The 24525-nt window shown below is 41.6% G+C and carries 24 protein-coding genes; 9 read left to right on the forward strand and 15 right to left on the reverse strand.

Features of this window, described 5'->3' with window-relative positions; genetic code table 11:
• Window positions 1–46: 46 nt before the first annotated feature.
• Window positions 47–1516 (reverse strand): hypothetical protein, encoded by a 1470-nt coding sequence (locus I595_RS00780; protein ID WP_054557484.1) that lies wholly within the window; start codon window positions 1514–1516, stop codon window positions 47–49.
• Window positions 1517–1604: 88 nt separating this feature from the next.
• On the opposite strand from I595_RS00780, the gene I595_RS00785 reads away from it, so the two are divergent.
• Both I595_RS00785 and I595_RS00790 read left to right on the forward strand, forming a co-directional pair.
• Complete coding sequence (locus I595_RS00785) at window positions 1605–2369, forward strand: MBL fold metallo-hydrolase (protein WP_054557485.1); 765 nt, start codon at window positions 1605–1607, stop codon at window positions 2367–2369.
• 1 nt (window position 2370) lies between these two features.
• Entirely contained in the window at window positions 2371–2865 is a 495-nt protein-coding gene (locus I595_RS00790; protein ID WP_054557486.1) for a hypothetical protein, read from the forward strand.
• A 73-nt stretch (window positions 2866–2938) separates the two neighbouring features.
• On the opposite strand, the gene I595_RS17265 is transcribed toward I595_RS00790, so the two are convergent.
• From I595_RS17265 to I595_RS00835, 10 genes are all read right to left on the reverse strand, one after another.
• Window positions 2939–3094, reverse strand: a complete 156-nt coding sequence (locus I595_RS17265; RefSeq protein WP_157449612.1) for a hypothetical protein — start codon at window positions 3092–3094, stop codon at window positions 2939–2941.
• A 146-nt stretch (window positions 3095–3240) separates the two neighbouring features.
• Window positions 3241–4476 (reverse strand): VOC family protein, encoded by a 1236-nt coding sequence (locus tag I595_RS00795; protein ID WP_054557487.1) that lies wholly within the window; start codon window positions 4474–4476, stop codon window positions 3241–3243.
• 46 nt (window positions 4477–4522) lie between these two features.
• Window positions 4523–5182: an alpha/beta hydrolase gene (locus I595_RS00800; protein WP_054557488.1), complete on the reverse strand. Its 660-nt coding sequence runs from the start codon at window positions 5180–5182 to the stop codon at window positions 4523–4525.
• Window positions 5183–5197: 15 nt separating this feature from the next.
• Complete coding sequence (locus I595_RS00805) at window positions 5198–5527, reverse strand: hypothetical protein (RefSeq protein ID WP_054557489.1); 330 nt, start codon at window positions 5525–5527, stop codon at window positions 5198–5200.
• Window positions 5524–6783, reverse strand: a complete 1260-nt coding sequence (locus tag I595_RS00810; RefSeq protein WP_054557490.1) for a dihydroorotase — start codon at window positions 6781–6783, stop codon at window positions 5524–5526. The genes I595_RS00805 and I595_RS00810 overlap by 4 nt, the downstream gene beginning before the upstream one ends.
• Complete coding sequence (locus tag I595_RS00815; RefSeq protein ID WP_054557491.1) at window positions 6780–8708, reverse strand: BatA domain-containing protein; 1929 nt, start codon at window positions 8706–8708, stop codon at window positions 6780–6782. Before I595_RS00815 ends, I595_RS00810 begins: the two co-directional genes overlap by 4 nt.
• Window positions 8709–8804: 96 nt before the next feature.
• Window positions 8805–9806, reverse strand: a complete 1002-nt coding sequence (locus tag I595_RS00820; protein WP_054557492.1) for a glycosyltransferase family 2 protein — start codon at window positions 9804–9806, stop codon at window positions 8805–8807.
• A 3-nt stretch (window positions 9807–9809) separates the two neighbouring features.
• The gene (locus I595_RS00825) at window positions 9810–10493 is read right to left on the reverse strand and encodes an SGNH/GDSL hydrolase family protein (RefSeq protein ID WP_054557493.1); all 684 of its coding nucleotides are present in this window, start codon (window positions 10491–10493) and stop codon (window positions 9810–9812) included.
• 2 nt (window positions 10494–10495) lie between these two features.
• Complete coding sequence (locus I595_RS00830; protein WP_245628197.1) at window positions 10496–11128, reverse strand: hypothetical protein; 633 nt, start codon at window positions 11126–11128, stop codon at window positions 10496–10498.
• Between the two features lie 29 nt (window positions 11129–11157).
• Entirely contained in the window at window positions 11158–12645 is a 1488-nt protein-coding gene (locus I595_RS00835; RefSeq protein WP_054557494.1) for a S10 family peptidase, read from the reverse strand.
• Between the two features lie 197 nt (window positions 12646–12842).
• Between I595_RS00835 and I595_RS00840 the strand changes: the two genes are divergently transcribed.
• From I595_RS00840 to I595_RS00850, 3 genes are all read left to right on the forward strand, one after another.
• Window positions 12843–13952, forward strand: a complete 1110-nt coding sequence (locus I595_RS00840) for a Gfo/Idh/MocA family protein (RefSeq protein ID WP_054557495.1) — start codon at window positions 12843–12845, stop codon at window positions 13950–13952.
• Between the two features lie 211 nt (window positions 13953–14163).
• Window positions 14164–15771, forward strand: coding sequence for a PhoX family protein (locus I595_RS00845; RefSeq protein ID WP_245628198.1), 1608 nt, complete (start codon window positions 14164–14166; stop codon window positions 15769–15771).
• A gap of 161 nt (window positions 15772–15932) precedes the next feature.
• Complete coding sequence (locus I595_RS00850) at window positions 15933–17681, forward strand: cytochrome-c peroxidase (protein WP_172675892.1); 1749 nt, start codon at window positions 15933–15935, stop codon at window positions 17679–17681.
• On the opposite strand, the gene I595_RS00855 is transcribed toward I595_RS00850, so the two are convergent.
• On the reverse strand, window positions 17678–18442 hold the full coding sequence (locus I595_RS00855; protein WP_054557497.1) for a TIGR02757 family protein: 765 nt from the start codon (window positions 18440–18442) through the stop codon (window positions 17678–17680). The two genes, I595_RS00850 and I595_RS00855, sit on opposite strands and share 4 nt — an antisense overlap.
• Before the next feature lie 12 nt (window positions 18443–18454).
• Window positions 18455–19114, reverse strand: coding sequence for an ABC transporter ATP-binding protein (locus I595_RS00860; RefSeq protein WP_054557498.1), 660 nt, complete (start codon window positions 19112–19114; stop codon window positions 18455–18457).
• A 153-nt stretch (window positions 19115–19267) separates the two neighbouring features.
• On the opposite strand from I595_RS00860, the gene msrA reads away from it, so the two are divergent.
• From msrA to I595_RS00880, 4 genes are read left to right on the forward strand one after another with little or no spacing between them, the layout of a single operon-like run.
• Window positions 19268–19831 (forward strand): peptide-methionine (S)-S-oxide reductase MsrA, encoded by a 564-nt coding sequence (gene msrA / locus I595_RS00865; protein ID WP_054557499.1) that lies wholly within the window; start codon window positions 19268–19270, stop codon window positions 19829–19831.
• 3 nt (window positions 19832–19834) lie between these two features.
• On the forward strand, window positions 19835–20434 hold the full coding sequence (folE, locus tag I595_RS00870; protein ID WP_054557500.1) for a GTP cyclohydrolase I FolE: 600 nt from the start codon (window positions 19835–19837) through the stop codon (window positions 20432–20434).
• A gap of 51 nt (window positions 20435–20485) precedes the next feature.
• Window positions 20486–20767, forward strand: a complete 282-nt coding sequence (locus tag I595_RS00875; protein ID WP_054557501.1) for a hypothetical protein — start codon at window positions 20486–20488, stop codon at window positions 20765–20767.
• A 16-nt stretch (window positions 20768–20783) separates the two neighbouring features.
• Entirely contained in the window at window positions 20784–21860 is a 1077-nt protein-coding gene (locus tag I595_RS00880) for a succinylglutamate desuccinylase/aspartoacylase family protein (protein ID WP_083467449.1), read from the forward strand.
• 26 nt (window positions 21861–21886) lie between these two features.
• Here the strand turns inward: I595_RS00880 and I595_RS00885 are convergent, their stop codons facing one another.
• Both I595_RS00885 and I595_RS00890 read right to left on the reverse strand, forming a co-directional pair.
• Entirely contained in the window at window positions 21887–22297 is a 411-nt protein-coding gene (locus I595_RS00885; protein WP_172675893.1) for a MerC domain-containing protein, read from the reverse strand.
• Between the two features lie 7 nt (window positions 22298–22304).
• On the reverse strand, window positions 22305–24515 hold the full coding sequence (locus tag I595_RS00890) for a DUF5916 domain-containing protein (protein ID WP_054557502.1): 2211 nt from the start codon (window positions 24513–24515) through the stop codon (window positions 22305–22307).
• Window positions 24516–24525: the final 10 nt, after the last annotated feature.

Raw genomic sequence — 24525 nt, forward strand, 5'->3', positions numbered from 1 at the left:
TTTCTGTAGTGTTCATGAGGTTGGAAAAACAGGTAATTTTGTCTTTTTATTCTTCGTTCACCTCTTCTTCAACTTCCTTATTTTTTTGTCTAACAAAAAGATTATCCTTCTTAATCATTTCAGCAATGCCTTCTGGTAGCATTTCTTCCCAACCTTTTTCACCTTGGGTGATGCGTCTTAGGACCTCCCTAGAAAAAATATCCATGATATCGGGGTCATAATCTATAATGTCCATCACCTTTCCGTTATACTTAAAAAACTTGTACAGTTCCTTCATTCTGGGATGCACCTTTACGTTATTACTGGTCATAATCTGTCCAGTTTCCGCATCTTTCATAGGGTAGAGGTAGACTTTTAAGTCTTTAAAGAATAATTTACCAAATGCTTCCAGAATACCACCACTTAAATGGCGGTAGTATTTTTCATCGAACACATCCACCAAGTTGTTGATACCCATGGTGAGCCCAATTCTTGCTTTGGTGTAATTGTTAAAATATTCTACAAGTTTGTAGTATTCCTGAAACTTGGAAATCATTACCGTATGGCCCAGAGAACTTAGTAGTTCTGCACGGTCTAGAAAATCTTGTTCATCTATTTCGCCAGAAGCTTTAAGATTGGATAGGGTAATTTCAAAGATGACTATGGTGTTGTCCACATCCACGGTTTGCTCGCGAATAAAAATATCATAGGACTTTTGGAACATATCCATGTTCACCTTGGTCACCGGTCTAAAACTACCGCGCAATGCCAAGATATTTTTTTTGTATAGGATGGCTGCCGGCAATAGGTTGTGGCCATCAGAACCGAACATGACCGCATCAGTCATATCATTACGGACAAGTTGAAGGCTCATTAAACGATTGTCCACGTTCCTAAAATTAGGACCGGTAAAATTGATCATATCAATCTCTAGGGTGTCCTTATCAATATGGTCGTAGAGGTATTTTAATAATTTTTTGGGCTTATCGTATTTAAAAAATGCACCATAAATTAAATTTACGCCTAGGATACCTAAGGTTTCCTGTTGTAAGCGCGCTTCGTTCTGCTTAAAACGCACATGCAAGATAATTTCATCGTATTCCTTTTGTTTGGGATCTAACTGAAAACGGAGTCCTACCCAACCGTGGCCCTTGTAACGCTTGGAAAAATCTATGGTGGCCACGGTGTTCGCATAGGAAAAAAACAACATTTCAGGTTTGTTTTCCCTACTGATGCGTTCTTCCACCAATCTCATTTCATGGCGCAGCATGGTTTTTAAACGTGCCTGGGTCACGTACCGTCCATCCTTTTCCACCCCATAGATGGCATCACTAAAGGATTTGTCGTAGGCGCTCATGGCCTTTGCAATGGTGCCGGAGGCACCACCGGACCTAAAAAAATGCCGCGCGGTTTCCTGGCCTGCGCCTATTTCCGCAAAGGTGCCATAGATATCTGGATTTAAGTTGATGCGAAGGGTTTTCGCTTTAATTGAAGGAACATTTTCAAACCCCAAAACCTTTGTATTTACTGGTGCCATGTAAGCCGTTTTATGGTAAACAAAGTTAATAAGATAGTCCGGTCTTTTCCATAAATATGTTATAATTTTGATAATGATGAGCCAAAGGATGCAGATTACTTTTTTGGGTACCGGTACATCCCAAGGGATACCCATATTGGGAAGCAAACATCCGGTCTGTTTAAGTGACAACCAGAAAGATAAACGTTTGCGGGTGTCTGTCTTGGTGCAATGGGAGGGCCAAAACTATGTGATTGACTGTGGTCCCGATTTTAGACAGCAATTGCTTAAAAATCCCATTGACCGTTTGGATGGTATTCTTTTTACCCATGAACATTCTGATCATACCGCTGGGATTGATGATATTCGCCCCTTTTTTTTTAGACAGGGAGATATTGATATTTATGCCCATGAGCGGGTGATTACGGCTTTACGAAGGCGGTTCGATTATATTTTTGCAGATGAGGATAGGTATCCCGGTGCTCCTGCGGTTTCCGTGCACCCCATAGATAAAGACAGTTCTTTTATATTGAACGGGGCTAAGGTGGTACCCGTGGAGGTCTTGCATAACCGATTGCCCGTTTTGGGCTTTAGAATAAAGGATTTTGTATACCTCACCGATGCAAAAAAGGTGGAACCAGAGGAAATGATAAAATTAAAGGGCTGCAAGGTATTGGTGGTAAATGCCTTGAGACTAGAGCCACACCACAGCCACTTTAGTTTGGACGAAGCAGTGGCCTTTGCAAAAGAAGTAGGGGCAGAGCGTACCTACTTTACCCATATTAGCCATCACTTAGGTTTTCATGATCAAGTGCAGGCCACCTTGCCGGAGAACGTATTTCTAGCCTATGATAATTTAAAAATTACCTTGTAACATGAAAAAGAACATCTTTCTATATTTATTTGTTTTTGTGGGGTTGATATTGCTGTACACTTTGGTCAATGGTAATAAAATACAGGAGTCCAATGCTGCCGAAATTCAGGAATTGATGTCGGAGAACAAAGGGTTAAAGGATTCCTTGCAGAAAGAAACCTTGCAACGTCTGGACATGCAGTACTTTTCGCTCGAAAATAATGATGATGCCCTAGCCTACTACGATCATTTAACCTTGGAAAACCCTACCAGATATATTGAGGATAAGTTATTGGAAACCAATGAAGAAAAAGGGGATAATCCTTTAATCCCCTATGAAGGGATGGAAAGCGATTTTAAAATCAATAAAATTAAGGTAATGAACCATAGGTGGATTGTTGCCGATTTTTCTGATGGAAAATACTGGGGCGACATCATTATTAAATACGAATTGAAGGATGATATGAGCGTAGATTTTACCTTACTGGACCATTTGCTCTATACCCGAAGCAACTAAAGCGGAAGAAGGCTTTTGAAGTCTTTTGCCCAATGGGTCCTTAGTGGTTTTGACTTTTAGTAAAAGCGCTGTTTTACAGGATTGATGTATCCCCATTCCAAGCCTTATCTTCCACTATGCTTACGTCCTTGTCCATATACAGTAGTTCGGCCGTTGTGATTAACCTCTCGCAGATATCGGAAACAATGGCACTGTAACCATTGTTGAAGCCGCCCTTGAACAAATGCATTAAAACCCTCTTCCAACATGATCATCCCAAACAAAAGAATGGCTACCCCTGCAGCAATTTCCGTAAAGGTCTCGCTAATAAAAAAGAGGATGCCAATTAACAATAAGAAAGCAGTAAAAACGAGTTTTTTAAAGAGCCCCATGACCTTAGTCGTTTCCTAGGTTATAGCGGTAATTTTCTGGTCCTACAAAGCTTTTCCTGCTAGCATCATACTGGTTGAATAAGGTTGGTGCATGGGTGTAAAAGCTTTCTACCTTGGCTAGCCCCCATGTTAGCTCTACAGCTTTTTGGTCCGCATAGTTTTCCATTCCGCGACATTCATCTACCAAACCCACAAAACTATTTTCGGCAGTTTGGTAAATTTTGGCCCAGCCTTGGTCGGCAACTAGTTCAAAACCTAATTTTTCTTGATAAAACCGCTGCATTTTTTGCATGTCCTTATGGTATGTCCATGTAATGGTGCCAAAGAAATCAAGATTGTTGTGGGATGTACTAATGCGTTCAGCTTTTGATAGAATGGCCATGAACAGCTCATTTTCAGGATGTTGTTTAAACGTTTCGAACTCCAAAAAATATCCTCCTGGATCAATAGCGACAAAGCCATCATGTGGTCCTCCCTGTTTTGGATTAAAGCTATATTTTAAAGGAATGTTCTTGTCTTTCATTATGGCGTACCAAGCGGGGAGTTGATTGGTGAGCAAGGCCACTGCGGTAGATTTGGGTTGCCCTATGGGATGTGCACTGTCCGTGGAATGTAGTTTTAAAAAACCATCTTTAGATATCTTAAAGGTATTGGCTGCAGGGCTGGAAAGCCCTAAAATAGTTTCGTAAAATGCTGTGGCTTCCTCGAGCTTTTCATAATAAAGATGTGTGGTTTGCGTGTTTGTGCCAAAGCTTGCTAGGGTTTTGATATTGGAATTTTTTTCAAGAAGTTGATTGATGCCCAAGTCACTATACCCTAAAAGCCTGCCTAGGCGCCTAGCTAACTTTTCTTGGGTATACCTATTAGTGGTGTCAGCTGCCAATGCATCCACCTTCCACTGCTGGTATTGGATTAATCTATCTCCTTTATAAATGATTGCCACGGTTTTGTCATTGGTATCCGTCTGGGCAAAAAGTAGGGTAGCGGGGAAGTTGTCTTCCCGGAATAAGGAAACCTTATGTTCGTTTGCTATCGTTTTAAATTCTTCCCAATACCTATCAATCTCATTGCGGTTCATGGGATAATGGAACGCCATAGGTTTGGCCCCATTGGCAACCATTTCCGTATATACGGTAAAAGCTTCGGTGACTGCTGTCTTATCATAAGTGCAAGCGCTGAACAAGATGGTAACGGCCAAACCAAGGAAACAGCGTTTACCCATAAAAGATGTAAGGTGCATAGAAAAAGAAATTGGTTAATTACTCTTCAAAAGATAACCAATTAAATCAAATACGCTTGGACAGCCAGTCTTTAAAGGAATAAAAATTTTGTGGTGCCACCCCATGCCCAACAGGATATTCCTCAAATACATTTGGGATATTGAGCTGATTCAAAAAAATAGGGGTGCGTTGGGCCCATTCAAGCGGTAGTACCTGGTCTACCTGCCCATGGGAGCTGTAAACCTGAAGTTGGCTGTGGTCTTTTTCTTGGTAACCGTCCAGCAGTATCTGTTCATTGATATAGCCGCTTAGGCCAATGACATTTTTAATCTTTTCTGGATAGGACAAGGCCACGGAAAAACTCAGAATGGTTCCTTGGCTAAAGCCAAGCAGGGTCACCCTGTTAGGGTCCAAGTCGTAGGCATTGCACGCTTCATCTATAAAACCCACAATTTTTTCACGTGATTCGACGGCCTGTTCATCATCACTCCACTTTCCATTTACCGCATCAAAATTTATGGCATACCAAGCGTGTCCAAAAGGTTGTAAATCGTATGGGGCCCGGACGGAGATGATACATAGTTCCTCCGGAAGTTCTTCCACAAATGAAAACAAATCTTCTTCATTGCTGCCATAACCATGTAACATAAAAAGTACAGGAGGGTTGGATTTCTTAGTTTTAGCTTCCCTAATGATATGGTGTAATTGTAAAGATTTGGGAGTCATTAATAGGTGTTTTAGTTATTGTACGAATGTAAACCACTTTTGAAAATACCTACCAACAAAAGGCAAGGGGTCTGTTTTTCCTTTAATGGCCTGCCAAAAACCAAAGCCCCAAAGCATGAGGTACCCTATAAACAAAAGGAGGGAAACGATGGAAATATTTGCGTAAGACATGCCAATGGCAAGCGCATGGTATAACAAATGGATGCCAAAGGCTTGCCTTATGTGAAATCTGGCAAAGGCATTTTTTGGCTCATTGTTCATCGTAAGCGCTATTAAGCTTCCTACAATGGTGAAATATCCTATGAGGGCGGTATTTTTACCGGCAGCTATTTCTTTTTGATTCATGGATTTAAAACTAATCTACCGTTGTTGATGCTACCGTACACCTTCCCGTGCATCGGCATGTTTTTATACAAACTATTTTTTGAGGTTGATGCACTGTGCGCTACATCGTAGGTAAGTTCCCCTTCAGGATTGAAAAGTGCCAAGCAGGCCAATGCTCCTTCCTTAAGTTCTGGCTCCGCGATGTTAAACCGTTTTCTCCCTTTGGTAAGTAGGCTTATGGCTTTTTCCTTACCAAAAATCTTGTTGAGCACCCCAAAGCTGTTTTCAAGTGCTATGGAACCAAAAGCAGCATTGTCAAACTCAATCCTTTTTTCTTCGATATCTATGGGTGTGTGGTCCGAGGTCACTAGATCAATGGTGCCATTCTCCAAACCTTTTATCAAGGCTTTTACGTCCCTAGGGGTGCGTAAAGGCGGTTGTACCTTAAAGTCCGTATCAAATTCCTCCAAAATAGCATCAGTAAGGCATAAATGGTGCAATGCCACACTGCAGCTCACGTTCAATCCTTTCTTTTTGGCAGCCGCAATGAGCTTTACGCTTCCGGCGGTTGAAATGGTTGGGATATGAAGTTGGCCTCCAGTATACTCCAATATGTAAAGGTCTCTTGCAATTTGTAGTTCCTCCGCCAATGCTGGAATCCCTTTTAACCCCAATTTTGTGGAGACCTCACCTTCATTGACCAAGCCTTTCCCTTTAATATGGTTGTCCATCGGGTAGGAGCATACCAGCCCGTTAAAGTTTTGTGCGTACAACAAGGCAATCTTTAGGAGGTTGGCGTTGGTGATGGGCGTTTTAAAATCGTAAAATGCTTTGGCACCTACATTTTGCATGTCAAAAAGTTCTGCCAAATGTTCACCTTTTGCCCTAGCAGTCATTGTCCCCATGGGGTGCAAATTACAGGACTGTCCAGATGCACGTTCCTTTAAAAATACGATATGGGAACTGCTGTCTGGCTTGGGCGCCGTATTGGGATTCAATAAAATATCTGCAAAACCACTTGCAGCTGCCACATGTAATCCGTTGGCAATGGTCTCACGTTCTTCAAAACCAGGCTCCCCAAAACAAACGCCACTATCAAACCAACCTTTGGAAACATGGAGGTTGTCTAAAAGGATCTCCTTATAGCCCGAAACTGCTTCTAGTCGGCTCGCAATTTTTTCAATTTTGCCATTCTTTATGAGTATATCCCGTTTCTTACCATGCAGGCTTGTGTTGGAAGCGTCAATAAGCGTGGCGGATTTTAGAAATAGGTTCATGAAATGAATTTTTGAATCAAGAGCTCAAACACTAGAAAAGCTAAGGCAAAAATAACAAACCATTTCCAATAGTTAGTAATTTCATTGTTGCGGCTTAAGTTGTCAAATAGGGCGGTAATGGAGTTGTTTTTAGTGGTAGCATTGAGGTTCTCCAAGGACTGGTATTCCAATAGGCTTTCTTTCCGTTGGTGGTTAAAAGCAATGTGGCGTATGGTATCCTTCTCATGGACTGCTGCATAAATTCCGGCGGTTTCAGGGTTTTCAAAGAACGAAAGTCTGGTTTTGGTATTTAAGTTTTGTTGGAGCGGAACAAACTTATAAGATGTGGAAACCAAAGTGATAATATCATCCCGGTCCAAGGTTTTTGCAATATCAATACTGCTGTTAGTGCCAATGGTGTGGTATAGGTCCCCTTGTTTAAGGCTAGATTGGGCCATGTTATAAAACGTTGGGACTATCAGTGGTGAAGCGGTAAAATTGGAGTTGTCCAAGTTAAGGGAACCCGTAAAGAAATAGGTATTGCCCTTATTGACCAAAAAACCATTATCATTCGCAAATTTTAGCACCTTGGGAGCATTTCCCGATAAAGTGTAGCTTAGGCTCACCTGGGGATAATCAAAGTTAGTGACCCTTTCTTCAAATACGTTTTGGTAAAGTGGATGACCAAAGGAAATGCCCGTTACATTCTGTGGAATCTCTACCTCCTGTTGAATCCGTGAATTTAAGGTTGCTATTAGCAGTGTATCATAGGATGGTTGGTCTATTTGGGTGGGAGGTACCACCGCTAAAACCCCGCCATTTTTTTGGTGGGCCACTAGAACATCCACCAAACTATTGGGAAGTCTTTCAATTTCGTTAAGTACAATCAGATTTTGCTGGGAAATACTTCCATAATTTAAACGGGCCAAGGGGGTAGTGGTAAATTCAAATTCTTCATTGTCAAAAAGCCTTTTTAAGTAATCACTGGTGCCGTCATCAATCGCCAACACCTTGATCAAGGGCCGCTTTTCAATGTTAAAAAAAAGTTGGTTGTCAAAGGTCAGGCTGTTGTCATCAATCGTCAGCTTCCCTTTAATGGGTTGGTCAACGGGTATGGACAGTAGAGCCTCACCCAAGCTACCGGACAAAGGTTCTACGGCCGTCTTTGCAATAAGGGTATTGTTGTTATAGAGGGCAATGGGTAAATTAAGTTGACCTTCCTGTGACAGGCCAGAAATTTTAACAACCAGCTCTAGTTGTTGGTTGACTTTTTCCCCGAGGTAGAGGGAATCGATACTTATATTCTCCTGCTTGTCCGGTGATATTTGTACAAGGTGTAGCTGTACATCCTGAAGGCTGTCCAAAGACGCCTCAAAAGCTTCTTTTTGAAAATCCGAAATGACAATAACCTCCTTTTGCACAGACTTGTCCTTGGTGAAGAGGGCTTGCGCTTTGATCAAGATTTCTTGTAGGGAGATTTGCCTTTGTTGTGTTTCCCAGCCCAAAAGCCTATTCTTAACTTCCTTAACCGTAGCGTTCCTAATGGTTTTGGTATTGGTGATAAAATGATATTTACGGTCATCTGGTAGTGTTGTAACCAATTCTTGAACAGCTGTTTCCAACAACTTGGAACCAGCAGCCTTGGCTTGCATGCTAAAACTATCATCTACGTAGATAACCGTCTCTTTCTTGGTCAGAGCCGTTTTATTTGCAAAAAAGGGCTGTGCAAAGGCTAGGATGATACAACCCAAAAGCCCCAATCTAGCGAACAGCAACAACCATTTTTTTAAGCGTTTGCTCTTGCGGGACTTCGATTCCACCCTTTGGAGCATGGCCACGTTGGTAAAGGGCGTGCGCTTAAATTTTCTAAGTTGGAATAGGTGGATAATGATAGGAATCAACAGCAGCAATAAGGCCCAAAGAAGTTCCGGATGTTTTAGTTGCATTCCTTTGATTGAAAGCCCAAAGATACAGTATTATGAAATTTTGTTGGGCGGTGTACCTTGTTAATGCTTTGGTAATTTTGGATTGGCCTAAAAGGGTTAACAAAAGAAGTAATAGTCTTCCATGGGGTGTTGGGACAAGGCATCCAAATACTGTCTTATTTCTTTTTGCGCTATTGTATTTGCCACTGTAATAATACTTTGTGGTTCATTTAAGGCGGTGAGTTTGGAAAAGTGGTGTAAGGGTTGTCCGTAGATTTTTTTGCCAATTTTTTTGGGATTGTCGCAAAGCCAGGTAAAATCAATTTTTTTCTCAACCAGGCTTTTCGCAATCTGTTTCCCTTTAAAGCCAGCTCCCCAAATCACCAAGGCCCTGTTGGGCGTGTAGTGCAATTTTAAAAAATAGTATAGCTTGATGTCCAAAAAATAATTTTGTGCGTAGTGCAAGTGGGTCCTAGAAGTACGCGTAGGGTAATCTCGCCACAGATGCAGGACTTCTTTGCACGGGATTACTTGAAGCCCTTCTTGGTAAAAACGAAAAGTAAGGTCATAATCTTCGGGATATCGGTTGTGTTCAAACCCGCCACAGCGTTCAAAATCCTCCACATGGACCATCCAACAGGGCGATGGGATTACACATTCTTTGTAGATTTCAATAAAATTTGCTCCTTTTTTTGTTAACTGGTTGAGCCAAGCTTCATAGCGCTGATACCCATTACTGATGCCTTGGTCCGAAAAATACGCCACCTGCCCTACGGCAATATGGCCAACACCTTTCTGCTGCAGGGCATTGACCATTAACTCCAAACGCCGAGTTTTCATGATATCATCAGAATCCATTCTGGTGATATAATTACCGGAGGCGTAGCCGTAAGCCGTCTGCAAAGCGGGGATGATGCCTTTGCCTTTATTGTCAAAACAGCGTATTCTACCATCCTTTTGGGCAAAGCGCGAAACCACTGCTGCACTAGGGTCCGTAGAGCCATCATTTACCGCCAGTACTTCCCATTCTTGGTAGGTTTGGTTTTGAATGCTCTCCAGACAGTCAACTAGAAATTTCGATGTATTTTTAAAGGGTACAACAATACTAACCTTGCCCAAAACTTATTCTTTTAGGGCTTGGGCAATTGCTTTTTCAACAAGGTCGCCCATAACTTCATATCCTTTTGGGGTAATATGTACTTCGTCCGTGGTCCATTTTTTGGGAAGTCCGTTCCTTTCATCCGCCATTGCGGAAAAATAGTCCAGATACGGGACCTCTTGCTCTTGTGCCATGGCCAACAAAAGGGCATTTAATTTTGGTATTTTAATATTGGGCTGTAAACCTGGCCTCCATGGATAGTCATAGGCAGGAAGCACCGAACAAACAATGGGAACAATCTTGTTGGATTTGGCCAATTCTACCATGGATTCTATATTGTCCCTAATTTGTTCCAAGGTCATTGGGCCGGTATTTCCGGCAATATCATTGGTGCCGGCCAAAATGACCACTGCTTTAGGTTGTAAATTGATGACGTCTTGCCTAAACCGCAGCAGCATTTGTGGGGTGGTTTGTCCACTGATTCCGCGATTAAGGTATGTTTTACCTTCAAAAAATTCCTTTGGCCACCCTTCCGTGATGGAGTTGCCCATAAAAACCACTCGGTTTTTTTGACTTTCATCAAATTCAACAGCTTTATTGGCCTTTTGATATTTTGTGAGATTTGCCCAATCTTGAGCCTTGAGCGGTTTAGAAAATGAAAAAAGCACAAGCAGTATAATTAGAGGGGTTGTTTTTTTGGTCTCCATACTTATTCCTTAGGAGGTGTTATCATTATATGTGCCCTGTGGGTACCGGGATTCATTAACCACGCATGGCCAGGAGGGGAGGGAGTGGTTGGTAAACCCGTGGTTTCCCCAGTCGCAAAAGGAATGTAAAATACGTAGCGTACGTAGGGATTTTCAATTTGCATGGTGGTTTTATTGACCTCTCCCGTAAAAACGCAGAGCGTGGCCTTATCGGGCATTTTAAGCTTTCCAGATTTTACCTCTGTTTCACGAATATCAAAAATCTCCTGAAATTCTTTGCCCTCAGCCTTAAGTTGCCTACCCCTCTCCATAAATTCATCCAAATCTTTATGGTAGGCTGCGGTAGAAAAATTCTCTTTGTACGGGTCGGATGCTATGGCAATATAGTCGTTTGTTCCTTCCTTTAAGGTGATAAATTTTCCATCAGCACCATAGCCATATACTTTGGCTCCCTTTCTAAATTCATCAGGAACGGCCATCAGCGCGGTTTTTATCTGCCAATCTTTTGCAGGTATTTCTTGCGCCAGTCCAACGCCGGCAAAAGTTAGAAGGCAGCAAATCAAAATCAACTTAAACGGCTTAGTCATGGGAGGTGACGCAACGTCACGCTCCTTAAAACAGTATTCTTTTAGCATGTCTTCCCTGCTTTTATGAGTGGTTATCCCTATTCATATTTCGCACTTTTATTGGTGTTGGATGTCCTTAAAATAAAGGCCCTTAAATCATCGTTAGCCTTTTTTAAATCTTCGCGACGTAGGTACATCATATGTCCAGAACGGTATCCTTTGAACTCAAACCTATCTTTCATTTTTCCACTGGGGTCTACTTGCCACATGGTATATTTACCCTGAAAATAGGTGGTTGCCCCATCATAATAACCAGATTGTATCAAAACATTGAGATAGGGATTTTGTGCCATGGCCTGTCTTAGGTTGTCACGAGTGTTGTCGTTTTCATTGTTCCAAGGCCGCACGGGGCCAAACATATTGTATTTAATATCCGTTTTAAAGTTGAGCTCTTCTTGCAGATAATAATTAATTGCGGGGGTAAAGCTATGCAACCAAGAAGTTAGTTCGGCACTGTAGTCTGGGCCCATGCCGGCCAGTTGCCTGTCCAGCCCTAAATATCTAGAATCCAATCTTCCCACCGTATATCCACGGTCTTTAAGTAGGTTTTTCCAGAAATACTGCACAGGTACCACTAAATTCTGGTCTAATATCCCCTGTTTGGAAAGTCCGGAATAGTAGGCCATTTTTTCTGCTACCTCATTCTTTTTGCTCTCGTCAATAAAGCCGCCCTTGGCCAATGCTGGAATCAATTCATTGATAGCATAATCTTCTGATTCTGGAAGCACTTCTAACAAATCTTTTTGTTGTAGGGGAGCTGGAAGTGCTTTGTGGTGCCATGCTGCGGCGGTAAAATAGGGAAGACTAATGGCATTTTCAACCGCACCGCCGGTATTGTAAAGCTTGTAATCTGCCGGTGAAACCATAATGACCCCATTCAGATACATCCATTGCTGGTCTTGTAAGGCCAATGAAAGCCCCATGACTCGGGTGCCTCCATAGCTCTCGCCAACTATGTATTTTGGAGATCTCCAACGATTATTTCTGGTTACAAAGGTATTTAGCCATTCCGCTAGGTATTTGATATCCGCATTAATGCCAAAAAACTTTTCACGGTCCACTTCCTTGCCCATTTCCGGTATGGTTCTAGAGTAGCCGGTATTGGCCGGATTTACGTAAACAATATCCGTCACATCCAAAACCGAGTATGGGTTTTCCTTAACCCCGTATGGTTGTACAGGGTAGCCCTCGTCGTCAATTTTAAGTACTCGTGGACCTGTGTAGGCTAAATGCATCCAAACGGAACCCGATCCCGGACCTCCGTTAAAGGAAATTAACAATGGCCTACTTTCCCTATTTTTTACATTGTTCTTGGTGTAGTAGGTATAATGTAGGGCAGCAATGGGTTTCCCCATTTCATCCCAAACGGGTTGGGTGCCCGTGCTTGCCGTATAGGTAAAGGTATTCCCGTTTACCGTGACGGAATGTTGTGTGGTCACAGTAGTATCAATAGGTAATTTTCTATGTTGCGCAGCCGCCACAACAAAGGCGGAGGTACACACTAAAAGGCATAATTTATTCAACATTGTAAATGGTTTTAGTCAATTCTTAAAAGTACAATTTAGATAATGAAATTTAAAATGAATCGCATCCAATCCTATTCTTTGGTATTTTTAAGGATCATTGGGTAAATTGACCATGAAGATACTGTTGATCGCGGAATAATAACGTCATGTTACCCAAGCCTATCCGTTAAAGGGTGTAGCAATAAAAAGGAAAAGTTATGGACAGAAGAACATTTACACAGTCAATCACATTGGGAACCACCGCAGCGGTGGTGACCCCCAATCTTGCCTTGTCATGTGCAATGCCAGCGTCATCCGATAAAAAATTGGGTATTGCATTGGTAGGCCTGGGCAGCTATAGCACGTATCAATTAGCACCTGCCTTGCAGGATACCCAACATTGTTATTTGGCAGGAATCGTGACAGGAACTCCAAATAAAAAGCAAATTTGGAAGGAAAAATATGCAATTCCAGAGAAGAATTGCTATGACTACGAAAACTTTGACTCCATTAAAAATAACCCGGACATAGATATAGTTTACGTGGTATTGCCCAATAGTATGCATGCGGATTTCTGCATTAGGGCCGCCAAAGCTGGCAAGCATGTTATTTGTGAAAAGCCCATGGCCATGAACGTGGAGGAGTGCGATGCCATACTAGCGGCCTGTAAAAAAGCCAAGGTAAAGCTTGGGATGGGCTACCGTCTACATTCTGAGCCGTATACCCAAGAGATAAAACGGCTTATAAAGGAAAAAACATTTGGTGAGGTGCGCTATGTAAATGCAGAGGCGGCCTATTATTCCGGCGGTAACCCCAATCAATGGCGTTTGAACAAAGCCTTGTCCGGGGGCGGGGCATTGGTGAACATGGGGGTATACTCCATACAGAGTCTTATCTATGGCACCGGTGAGAATCCCATTGCCGTTTGTGCCCAGGAGTACAGTACACGTCCTGAGTATTTTAAGGATACGGATGAGACCATTACCGCCCAATTTAAATTTAAAAGTGGCGCAGTGGGCCATATGATGACGTCCCATAACATAAATGCCAACAAACTGCACGTAAACTGTTCCAACGGATGGTTTGTTTTGGAGCCGGCCAACAATTATGGTCCCCTTAGCGGCATAACGTCTAACGGTACAAAGTTCAACTTTCCGCATGAAAGCCAGCAGAAACTCCAGATGGATGACTTTGCCAAACATGTGTTATACAATGCCCCTAACTTGGCTCCAGGGGAAATGGGCAGGCGGGATATGGTCATTGTGGAAGCCATATACCGATCTATCGCAAAAGGGGGTTCTTGGCAAGTTTTAAGTTTAGGGGCTTAGCATGGGGTTACAAGTACTTGCTCTTTTCATTTAGGTCGTGAAAACATCAAAAATCATTCTAAATCTATATCATTCTTAAAGGTTAACATTTATTTTAAGTCTTAACCTTTTTTTTATGGCTTGTTCATTTTAAGACTACACTTCCTTAACATGCCTAACATGAGGTCTAAAGTACTTTTGGTTCAGATGAAAACCTAAAAACTTTAACATCATGAAAATGAAACAAATTGCAGTATTATTTATGTCGGCTTCGCTAGCAGTAATGCTAACCAGCTGCGAAGGTGAAGATGGTCTTGACGGGATGGACGGACGGGATGGCATTGACGGTATTGACGGACGTGACGGAACGGACGGCGAGGACGGCGAGGATTTAACGCTCACAGATTTAATGCCCTTGGAATCCTCCGTTGTGCCGGACGATGTTTTTGAACTCAAAGGGGCCTTTGCGGGAAGTGCCAATTTAGAAATGCTACTTTCTTCTGCAGACATTTTACCATCAGATTCCACTTTTGTATACGGGTCGTTTATGGATGGTGCTGCCCTTTTTCCCAACAATGATGGCACTTATGCGTTCATTAATAACTTGGAATCGGATTATTCCATTGCACGTATTCGCATGAATCGTGATTTAAAGCCGTTAGAGGGTGATTATATCGTAAATGCCACAGCAACTGCATTTACTGCGCAATGTTCAGGTTCTTCCATAACCCCCCAAGAGCACGGTTTTGGACCTTTATATCTTTCTGGAGGCGAATGGGGTGGTAATGCAAAGGGCGTTTACAGGGTGAATCCCTTTAGAGATACGGAAGATCGCGTAGAAGCACAACGCTTACCTGCCCTTGGGGAATGGTCCACAGAGAACGCTGTGGTAATTGGTAAAGACGCTTATCCACGACAAACTGTTGTTTTTATGGGTGATGATGACAGTAACAATACCTACCCAGAAGCCCACTTTGCCATGTATGTAGGTAGTCGTGGTGACCTTAATGGAGGCGAGTTATATGTTTTACGAGGAAAAGATACCACGGAAACAGCAATTGGTGGCGGCGGTCTTAAATTTGAAATGGGTGCTGTTGAGGATAATGAATACGATGTGGAATGGGTAAAGGTAAACGAAAGAACGTTGGCGGAACTTAACCAAGAGGCCATTGACTCCGTTGCCATTGGTTTCCAAAGAATAGAGGATATTGACTGGCAGCGAGGATCGGCAGAGAATAATAGAAACATCTTTTTTAATGCCACCGGGCGCTATCGTTCTGATAATCCTGACTTGGCAAATAGAGGCACTACTTTTGGGAGGGTCTATAAATTGGAATTAAACCCAGACGACCCCACGGGCGATGCCAAGCTTTCTGTGGTAGTTGATGGTGACCGCGTTGGAGGAAAGGGTGATGGAATGCACTCTCCAGATAATATTTTAGTTACAGAGAATTACGTATATATCCAAGAAGACCCCAACGGATACCAAGATTTAAATCCCAACATTCAAGGGTACGCCAAACTTTGGCAGTATGAAATTGCAACGGGGAATTTGGCAGAGGTTATGGAGTGTAACCAGATAGCCGCAACCGATTTAGGCTTTGGTACTTTAACCAACTACTGGGAAATTACGGGCCTCATTGACGTAACGGAGATTATTGGTGCAAGTGAACCAACTTTCATGGGCGGTGCGCAGGTCCATGGTTGGAATTATTCCACAACACCAGCAACGGCTGTTAGGGCGGATGGAGCCAAATTTTATGACCCAACTGCGATAAATGAAGGCTCCGCAAGGTTAGAAGGTTCTTTTCTGTTTAAGATTACAGGCCTTCCAAGATAGTTTTTCTAATTATTTATTAAACAAACAAAGAGTTCCCTGTTTAGGGAACTTCTTTGTTTATGATTTAAATCCAAGTATTTATGAAGGCGATAATTTATTTTTTGGCAGCTAGCATGCTAGTCAGTTTTTTTTCCTGCAAAAAGCAAGAAAAACTATTGGCCATGGCTACAACTGATGATGGTGTCTCAATGTTCAATGAGCCCGTACGCAACCATTATTTTAAAACCTTGGACAGTGCAGGTTTTTATATGCAAAAAATAGACACTACAAAAACACTTGCCAATAACAAGGCCAATTTTCTGGAAAGCAGAAAATGGTACAAAAGGATGGAACCTATGCTTATGGCATATGACTATGAAAATTATCTTTCTATGAATGCCCCAAACCTATTGAAGGTTGAGATAGATGATTATACGGACATTAAAGTATTAAAGCCAAAAAGCTATCAAGTTTTGGAAGAATTATTGTATTCGGAGGATGGTTTTGATAATGCAGATTTAAATTTTGTGCTGGAATATCTCAAGGTCAGAATTCCCTATATCAGAAGGAATCATATTTTATTTCGGCAAAATGACCGGCATCACTTAAAAATGCTCCGTGACGCCATTGTCAATATCGCAACCAAGGGCATTACCGGTTTTGATTCACCCATGCTTGCCAATTCATTGAATGAGGCTATATATAATTACGAGACCATACGAGAGGTACTTCACATTTACGAGCCCGCTTTCTCAAGCAAAGCACTTTACAAGACGTGGTTAACGGAGATAGGGCGGACAATTTCAGATTTGGGGAATGGAGAATTTGATACGTTTGATAGGTACACTTTTATTAAGGAACATACGAACAAACAACTGAAATTAATTCATAAGACTGCGGTAGATTGGAACATTAAATTAAATACCTCCCGAGCTTTAAATCCAAGCGCGACAAACCTTTTTGATAAAGACTTCTTCAACATAAAATTATTTTCACCACCAGGTGCCCCAGCAATTTCACAGGATCGTATTGCCTTGGGAAAGATGCTATTTAATGACCAATCATTGTCTAGCTCAGGGAATATTAGTTGTGCAACCTGTCATCAGACAGAAAAAGCATTTACGGACGGTTTTAAGAAGGCTAAAGGCATTGATGGTATCGAACTTTTAAGAAACACCCCAACATTAACGTACGCTGTTTATCAAAAAACTATGTTCTATGACGGCCGTGCTACGGGTTTAGAGGACCAAATTGTGAATGTGGTAAACGACAAAAATGAGTTTCATTTGGATTTAAATACCTTGGAAAAGCGAGTACAGGAAAATCCTAGGTATGTTGTTATGTTCGATTCCCTTTACAATGGACAAATAACCAATAGAAATGCGAGGCACGCAATTGCCACGTATATTAGAAGTTTAGCGCCTTTTGATTCAAAATTAGATAAAAACATGCAAGGTGTGGAAGACTCCATGACCCAAGAAGAAATTTTAGGATTTAATCTTTTTATGGGGAAAGCGGCATGTGCTACCTGTCATTTTCCTCCGGCATTTAACGGTACGGTACCCCCAAAATATATGGAGTCTGAATTTGAAAATTTAGGGGTTCCAAAAAATGCAAGTTTTGAGCATCCGGTTTTAGATGAAGACCCAGGGCAATACTATCCTTACAAGGTGGAGGAAAAAAGAAGTTTCTTTAAAACATCTACGGTAAGGAATATTGAATTTACGGCACCATATATGCACAACGGTGTTTATGGCACCCTTGAGGAAGTTGTTAACTTTTATAACGTTGGCGGGGGTCAAGGGATGGGTTTAGAAGTACCTTATCAAACCTTACCGGCAGATTCATTGCATCTCTCCGATAAAGAATCGAAAGCACTGATTGCCTTCATGAAAACCCTTAATGATGAACAGTTTGAAAAAATAAATTAAAATTTCTCAAAAACACCAAGGCCAAAAAGGGCAAAATCATATTTTACCGGGTCTTCTGGGTCCATTTTTCTAAGATTCTTATCCAATTCGGCCAGTGCCTTAGCATCGTTCTGTTTGCGTTTTAACAAGTTGAGTTTCCGGGCAACATTTCCGGAATGGACGTCCAGCGGACAGGAAAGTTGTTTTGGGGAAATGGAGTTCCAAAGCCCAAAATCAACCCCCTTTTCCGCGGGGCGTACCATCCACCGTAGGTACATATTTATGCGTTTTGCGGCTGATCCCTTTCGGGGGTCGGACACGTGTTTTTGGGTTCTAGGCTGGTGTGGAAGCTCAAAAAATAATTGTTTAAAGGCACTTATCCCATCTTGTATGGATGCCTTCTGGGGTGCTTTTGTAAACATGGCTTCCAACCCACCATGATTGGCGTAGCTATTTTGTAGTGAGCACAAAAAGTAGTGCAAATCTTCCATATTAAATGTACGGTGAACAAAATGCCCTAAACGTGCAAGGTCTTTTTTAGTATGGTTTTGGACAAAGTCATACGGTGCGTTGTCCATCATTTCCATGAGTTTGGAGGCATTGTTAATAATGCTTTTACGGTTGCCCCAAGCAATGGTCGCAGTTAAAAACCCACTAATTTCTATATCCTCCTTTTTAGTAAACCGATGTGGAATTTGGATGGGATCATCTTCCAGGAATTTTGGATGCTCATATTGCGCTGCTTTTTCATCCAAGAAGATTTTGATTTCTTTTTTGGTCACCCTTCTAGTATTTTACTGAATTTGACCATCGACCATGATCAGCTTTCTATCGGCCATATTGGCCAATTCCTTGTTGTGGGTCACAATGACGAAGGTCTGTCCAAATTCTTCACGCAATTTAAAGAACAATTGGTGCAGATTTTCTGCACTTTCTGAATCCAAGTTCCCGCTGGGCTCGTCCGCAAAGATTACAGAGGGGTTGTTAATCAATGCCCTTGCGACGGCAACCCGCTGCTGCTCTCCACCGGATAATTCCCTTGGACGGTGATCGTACCTTTGGGACAAGCCTAAAAAATCCAACAATTCCCTGCCCCGCACCTCTGCCTTGGCTTTTGGTGTTTTTTTGATGAATGCAGGGATACATACATTTTCAAGTGCCGTAAACTCCGGTAACAGCTGGTGAAACTGAAAAATAAAACCGATGTTTTCATTTCTGAATTTTGCCAATTGTTTGTCTCTCAAATCGGTAACATCAACCCCATTGATCATAATGCTGCTGTCTTTTGGATTGGAGGGCGTGTCCAAGGTGCCCACCAATTGTAGCAAGGTGGTTTTACCCGCTCCAGAGGGTCCTACAATAGAGATGACTTCACCTTTTTTTATGCTGATGGAAACACCCTTTAACACCTTAAGGTCCCCATAATTTTTTTTAATATTGGTTGCCGTTATCATCAATAGTAAAATTTAAGGTGAAAATACGTAAAACACATCCAGTACTGCAATCACAAAGGTGAAAGAATATGAAATTTTAACCGACTATTAAGCAAAAGTTAAAAATAGAAGTACTATTGCGTAATAACGCAATTTGTTTAACATTTACATTATATGAGTAAACAAAACACAAATCAATTGGAAACGGCTATTTTGGCCAATGGGTGCTTTTGGTGCACGGAATCTGTATTTCAGCAACTTAAGGGGGTAAAAGAAGTAATCTCCGGGTATACTGGGGGTACCATCAAAAACCCATGCTATCGGGAAATTTGTACCGGTCGTACGGGTCACGCAGAGGCCATAAAAATTGTTTTTGATGCTACGGAAGTAAGTTTCGCAGAAATCTTGGAGGTATTTTTTGCCACTCACGATCCAACCACGCTCAACCGCCAGGGGAATGATGTTGGGACCCAGTATCGCAGTGGAATTTTTTACACCAACGCTGAACAGGAAAAGATTGCCAAATCCTATATTCAACTATTGGATAAAGAAGGTATTTTTAGTGCGCCCATTGTAACCGAAGTAACCCCCGAAGCCCCGTTTTATAAGGCCGAGGAGGAGCATCAAAATTTTTATAACAACAACCCCAACCAACCGTATTGCCAATATATCATTAAACCAAAACTACATAAGATCAGGAAATACTTCCCCAACAAATTAAAAACCGTTAGTACATAACATATGGCTCCATACCAAAATTTAGAAGAATATAATATCAGCATTACCAACGAGGTAAAGGACAGATTTTCAAAAATCATAGATGAGATTGGCGAGGATGTGGAACGTGAAGGTTTGGTTAAAACCCCGGAACGTGCCGCCAAGGCCATGCTTTTTTTAACACAGGGTTATAAACAGGACGCAGCTGCCATCTTAAAAGGGGCCATGTTCAAGGAGGACTACGATGATATGGTGATTATAAAGGATATAGAACTCTATAGCCTCTGTGAGCACCATATGCTTCCCTTTTTTGGGAAGGCCCATGTAGCTTACATTCCTAATGGACATATTGTAGGGTTGAGCAAAATACCACGGATTGTTGATGTTTTTGCAAGAAGATTGCAGGTACAGGAACGCTTGACCCATGATATTTTGGAATGTTTGAATGATACCTTAAAACCTAAAGGGGTTGCGGTGGTCATTGAGGCGTCACATATGTGTATGATGATGCGTGGGGTGCAAAAACAAAACTCCGTGACCACAACATCAGGATTTAGGGGACAGTTTGAAAAAATTGAAACCCGTAACGAGTTTCTGAAGCTGATCAGTTCTACCCTTTCCTAATTTTTTGGCATTGGTTTTGCTCCAATACGGGTGAAATCATTATTTTTCAACATGTCAAAAATAAAAGAGAACAAAATTCGCAACCTTTTCTTGGGTTTGCTTTTTGATGCCATAGGAATGCTTTCCTTTACGGTACCTGCCATTGGAGAGTTCTCCGATGTTATTTGGGCTCCTCTGGCTGGCTGGCTGATGACCAGAATGTATAAGGGAAAATTGGGGCAGGCAGCAGGTGTGGTGACCTTTGTGGAGGAGTTGATCCCAGGGTTGGATGTAGTACCTACCTTTACCATTATGTGGGTGTATACCTATTTGTTATCTGGTAAAAAGAAATAGTTTCCAAATCAGTACAATGATATTAATCCATACGAACAGAAGGTTGAAAAGGGGACTACTAATTTTAGGTACTTTACTAGTTCATTGTTTACAAGCCCAAAATGATTTCAGACTTCGTTTTGAAAACGCGGAAAGACCCTCGCGGCACAACCTTAAGATTGCTGTTTCAGATAGTTTTGGCAATGAAGGTTATTTGCCGGTTTCCATATTTAAAGGAAAAGTGGATGGCCCGGTCTTTACCATAATATCCGGGGTACATGGCTTAGAATATGCCCCGATTATTGCAGTACAACAAATCATGCAAGAGGTGGATTTAGATTTGCTATACGGTACGATAATTTTTATCCCCATAGCCAGTAGGGGGTCCTTTTATACCCGTACACCCTATAAGAACGGCGAAGATGGGGTAAATTTAAACGGGGCTTTCCCAGGAAATAAAGACGGTTCCATAACCCAAAAAACGGCCTATTTAATCACTAAAAATATCATTCCGGTAAGCGATGTATTTTTAGATATACACGGAGGTGATGCCCCTGAGGACCTATTGCCTTTTATTTGTTATTACAACAATAAAAACCGACCTGAACAAACCCAACTAGCAAAAGAACTGTCAGATGTTAGCGGATTTGAATATGTGGTTTCTTATCCTTACACGATTACGGATGAAGAGCCCGCCAAATATGTTTTTAAGCAGGCTGTTCAAGATGGTAAAACAGGATTGAGTATTGAAGCCGGTAAATTGGGGATTGTGCAAGAAGAAGCAGTTGCCTTGATAAAAAAGGGTGTTTTTAACATGCTTGGCAAAATGAAGATGTATCGTAAGGTTTCTGATTCAAACCACACAATTACCAGATTAAATGACCAGGTTTACATAAAATCAAAAACCAAGGGCATTTTCTATAGTTCCCTAAAAGCTGGTGATTCCGTTCAAAAGGAGCAGGTCGTTGGTTATACCACGGATGAGTTTGGTGCGGTATTGGAAGAATACAAGGCCTCAAAAACAGGTCTAATTTTATATATGCTTGCAACACCAACTATTAATAAAGGAGAAACGTTAATGTGTCTTAGTTCTTTTATCAGTACAAATGAATAAGAAGATCGTGGGTTTTCTCATAGAAATTAATTAAGCGCACAACATTCTTCATCTTGGCATTGACAATACTTTGTATTGTATAAATGAAAGATAATCAATGAAATAGATGGAATGTAAATCACCTCCTCTTTTATGTGAAACATGCCTATTTTTTCATTTAAAATAATTAGTGCAAGAGAAGCCCAGCTCAGCCACAATAAATAACTAATCCATTTTTTTGAAGTATGCCTAGATGACAAGAACACGCTAAAGAAAGAAATCACTAAAAATAGTATATCTATAAATCCCCACCATTGTGGGGCCGAATGATGACCTTGAACATGCCCCGCGTGTGCAGCAAATAAAAAAGGTGTGCCTATACAATGCGCTAAGCATAAACCGCTAGCAAAACTTCCCCAGATATTTGGTTGATTTTTAAATCTCACAATTGCTCTCATATCGTAATTAAAATTGTTTTAGAAGTGTTATTTTACTTATCGTTTGTATGCTACGCTGCACCGGGTCAAACAATTCTGTTTGTGTATCGTTAAATACAAGGTAAATAAAGGAAAGGGGCATATATTCCCAACTAAAACGGACATTCCATCGCCCTTGTTGGTCAAAACTATTGTACTGATAAAAAGTGGATAACTGAACCCGGGGATTCAAGGCTAAACGTACACTTGCAGTATATAAATCGGTGTTTAGATCTTGAGAACGAATACCAACATTGTTAATGTTGTTGTGTTCATAATCTATGTTCATGGCCACATGTGGCACGGGAGCATATCGTAGTCCGGTGGTCACCGAATTTCTCACCCCATTATAGAAATTACCAAAATCATATCGAATGGAACCTGAAAACTTTTTGGATCTATCGGAATTATAACGAAGGGTGTAGCGGGTGTAGCGGTAACGACCCTCTTCAATGTCTAGGCCCAAAGGGGCAAAATCAAAATTGATATTTTGCCAAGTTGGGGTGAAGGAAGTTTCAATAAAACTGTTATCCTTAAACCATAAGAAAATGGGGAAGATGTATATGTTGGCCTGCTGAAAACGGCCAAAATCCTCAAAATCATGATAGTAATTCACAAAAACACCGGGATCCCAGCGGCGAATAAAAGGTAGATTTTTGGGACGTAATATGGCGTAACCTCCGGGACTATGGTACATCACATCTTTTTGACTGACAAAGCCCATATCTGGACTATAATTTTTGCTGACAAAATTATTCAGGTATCCCAAATATGACTTGTTTGTAGTTTGCCCGGCAAAAAATTGGCCAGCATATCCGGTTGAATTGACTTCACTATCCCATGATGCAGAAAGCATGTAGGTGATAGACAATTCGCTCTTGGGCCGTATCAGGCCATCTACTGAGACGGTAGTGTTATCTTGACTTGTAACATTTAAATCTACCAAGGAATCATCTCTTCTGTAAGTGACCATAGCCCCAAAATTGTTTTCCCTTCCGTAGTTTTTCGTGTACCGAGCAACACCAAAAGTAGCACTGGGACTGTCACTGGTCTCACGTTGTCTAACCACTAATGCGGCAAGCGTTCGCTTTTCATCACGATCCGTATATCTTGCCCCTAAATCCAATGGGGCGGGTGCTGCATTAAAACTATTGGAAAGCCCAATGGTTCGGCTAAAGAATGGACGAATAAAGCTACTGTTGCTTCCTGCCCATATGCCAGAGTTTTCTAAAAAGAACTGCCTTCGTTCAGGGAAAAAGATATTGAACCGTTCCAAGTTGTTTACAGCTTGGTCAACGTCAGCCTGGGCAAAGTCTGTATTTATGGTCAAATCTAGAACAGCATTAGGATTGATGGCCCATTTTACATCAACCCCAACTTTAGGATCATTGAGTTTATTGGTCAACGCGTTACCGGTCCTGTTTTCATCATACTGGTAGAGCGCGTAGGGTTCTATTCTAATATTGGCCGATGGCGGAGGCACTTCCAATCCGGTCAATTTGGCCGCATAGGTCATTCGGTTTTCTGAAAAGGACTGTGGTATGGCCGGAAAAACGGTCTTCTCATAGTCCTTTCTAGCCAATCTAAAAAAGGTGATACCCCATTCTACCGGAACTCCATCGATTGGATTATCATACCTAATAGATTTAAACGGAATGGCATACTCAGCATAATAGCCCTTATCAGTGCGTTGGGTACGAACACGCCAAAGGGCGTTCCAATCTTCATCACGATTGTTATCGTTAAAATTTTGGACGTCTTGCTGGTTACCATAAGGTGTGGTCTGAAAGGAAACCGCATATTGCTTGGTGTTCTGTGCATCAATCTGAATACCAAAGACATCATTTTCCAAGCCATTGAAATCCCTGCTCAAGTCTTGCATTCGCACCCCCTTTTTGCCCATGGAGTCTTTGGCAAAAACCCCAAAGTAAATGTTCTTGTCGTCGAAGAGCACACGAACTTCAGTTGGGTTTTTTATACGTCCCCCTTGGTCAGGTTCCACCCTAAAAAAATCGGTAATAGGTTCGGCCATGTCCCAATCGGGTTCCTCCAATCTTCCATCAATAGTAATGGTACCACTGGTTTTTGAGGCGTTTATTTTAACCGGAACTTCAGGAGGGGGGAAGTTGTCAGTTTCATCCTCCTGCGCCAGTCCTGCAAAACATCCCAAAACAAGAAAAACTAGTAGTGCATTTTTCATCTTTATTTTA

The organism is Croceitalea dokdonensis DOKDO 023 (assembly GCF_001306415.1).
In the GTDB taxonomy this organism is placed as follows: domain Bacteria; phylum Bacteroidota; class Bacteroidia; order Flavobacteriales; family Flavobacteriaceae; genus Croceitalea; species Croceitalea dokdonensis.

Coding starts and splice junctions, on each gene's coding strand:
- I595_RS00810 (WP_054557490.1), bottom strand. CDS start 6,783: ATGAACCTATTTCTAAAATCCGCCACGCTTATTGACGCTTCCAACACA.
- I595_RS00835 (WP_054557494.1), bottom strand. CDS start 12,645: ATGTTGAATAAATTATGCCTTTTAGTGTGTACCTCCGCCTTTGTTGTG.
- I595_RS00840 (WP_054557495.1), top strand. CDS start 12,843: ATGGACAGAAGAACATTTACACAGTCAATCACATTGGGAACCACCGCA.
- I595_RS00780 (WP_054557484.1), bottom strand. CDS start 1,516: ATGGCACCAGTAAATACAAAGGTTTTGGGGTTTGAAAATGTTCCTTCA.
- I595_RS00880 (WP_083467449.1), top strand. CDS start 20,784: ATGATATTAATCCATACGAACAGAAGGTTGAAAAGGGGACTACTAATT.
- I595_RS00825 (WP_054557493.1), bottom strand. CDS start 10,493: ATGGAGACCAAAAAAACAACCCCTCTAATTATACTGCTTGTGCTTTTT.
- folE (WP_054557500.1), top strand. CDS start 19,835: ATGGCTCCATACCAAAATTTAGAAGAATATAATATCAGCATTACCAAC.
- I595_RS00885 (WP_172675893.1), bottom strand. CDS start 22,297: ATGAGAGCAATTGTGAGATTTAAAAATCAACCAAATATCTGGGGAAGT.
- I595_RS00845 (WP_245628198.1), top strand. CDS start 14,164: ATGAAAATGAAACAAATTGCAGTATTATTTATGTCGGCTTCGCTAGCA.
- I595_RS00860 (WP_054557498.1), bottom strand. CDS start 19,114: ATGATAACGGCAACCAATATTAAAAAAAATTATGGGGACCTTAAGGTG.
- I595_RS00850 (WP_172675892.1), top strand. CDS start 15,933: ATGGCTACAACTGATGATGGTGTCTCAATGTTCAATGAGCCCGTACGC.
- I595_RS00785 (WP_054557485.1), top strand. CDS start 1,605: ATGCAGATTACTTTTTTGGGTACCGGTACATCCCAAGGGATACCCATA.
- I595_RS00815 (WP_054557491.1), bottom strand. CDS start 8,708: ATGCAACTAAAACATCCGGAACTTCTTTGGGCCTTATTGCTGCTGTTG.
- I595_RS00805 (WP_054557489.1), bottom strand. CDS start 5,527: ATGAATCAAAAAGAAATAGCTGCCGGTAAAAATACCGCCCTCATAGGA.
- I595_RS17265 (WP_157449612.1), bottom strand. CDS start 3,094: ATGCATTTGTTCAAGGGCGGCTTCAACAATGGTTACAGTGCCATTGTT.
- I595_RS00800 (WP_054557488.1), bottom strand. CDS start 5,182: ATGACTCCCAAATCTTTACAATTACACCATATCATTAGGGAAGCTAAA.
- I595_RS00790 (WP_054557486.1), top strand. CDS start 2,371: ATGAAAAAGAACATCTTTCTATATTTATTTGTTTTTGTGGGGTTGATA.
- I595_RS00830 (WP_245628197.1), bottom strand. CDS start 11,128: ATGCTAAAAGAATACTGTTTTAAGGAGCGTGACGTTGCGTCACCTCCC.
- msrA (WP_054557499.1), top strand. CDS start 19,268: ATGAGTAAACAAAACACAAATCAATTGGAAACGGCTATTTTGGCCAAT.
- I595_RS00875 (WP_054557501.1), top strand. CDS start 20,486: ATGTCAAAAATAAAAGAGAACAAAATTCGCAACCTTTTCTTGGGTTTG.
- I595_RS00890 (WP_054557502.1), bottom strand. CDS start 24,515: ATGAAAAATGCACTACTAGTTTTTCTTGTTTTGGGATGTTTTGCAGGA.
- I595_RS00795 (WP_054557487.1), bottom strand. CDS start 4,476: ATGCACCTTACATCTTTTATGGGTAAACGCTGTTTCCTTGGTTTGGCC.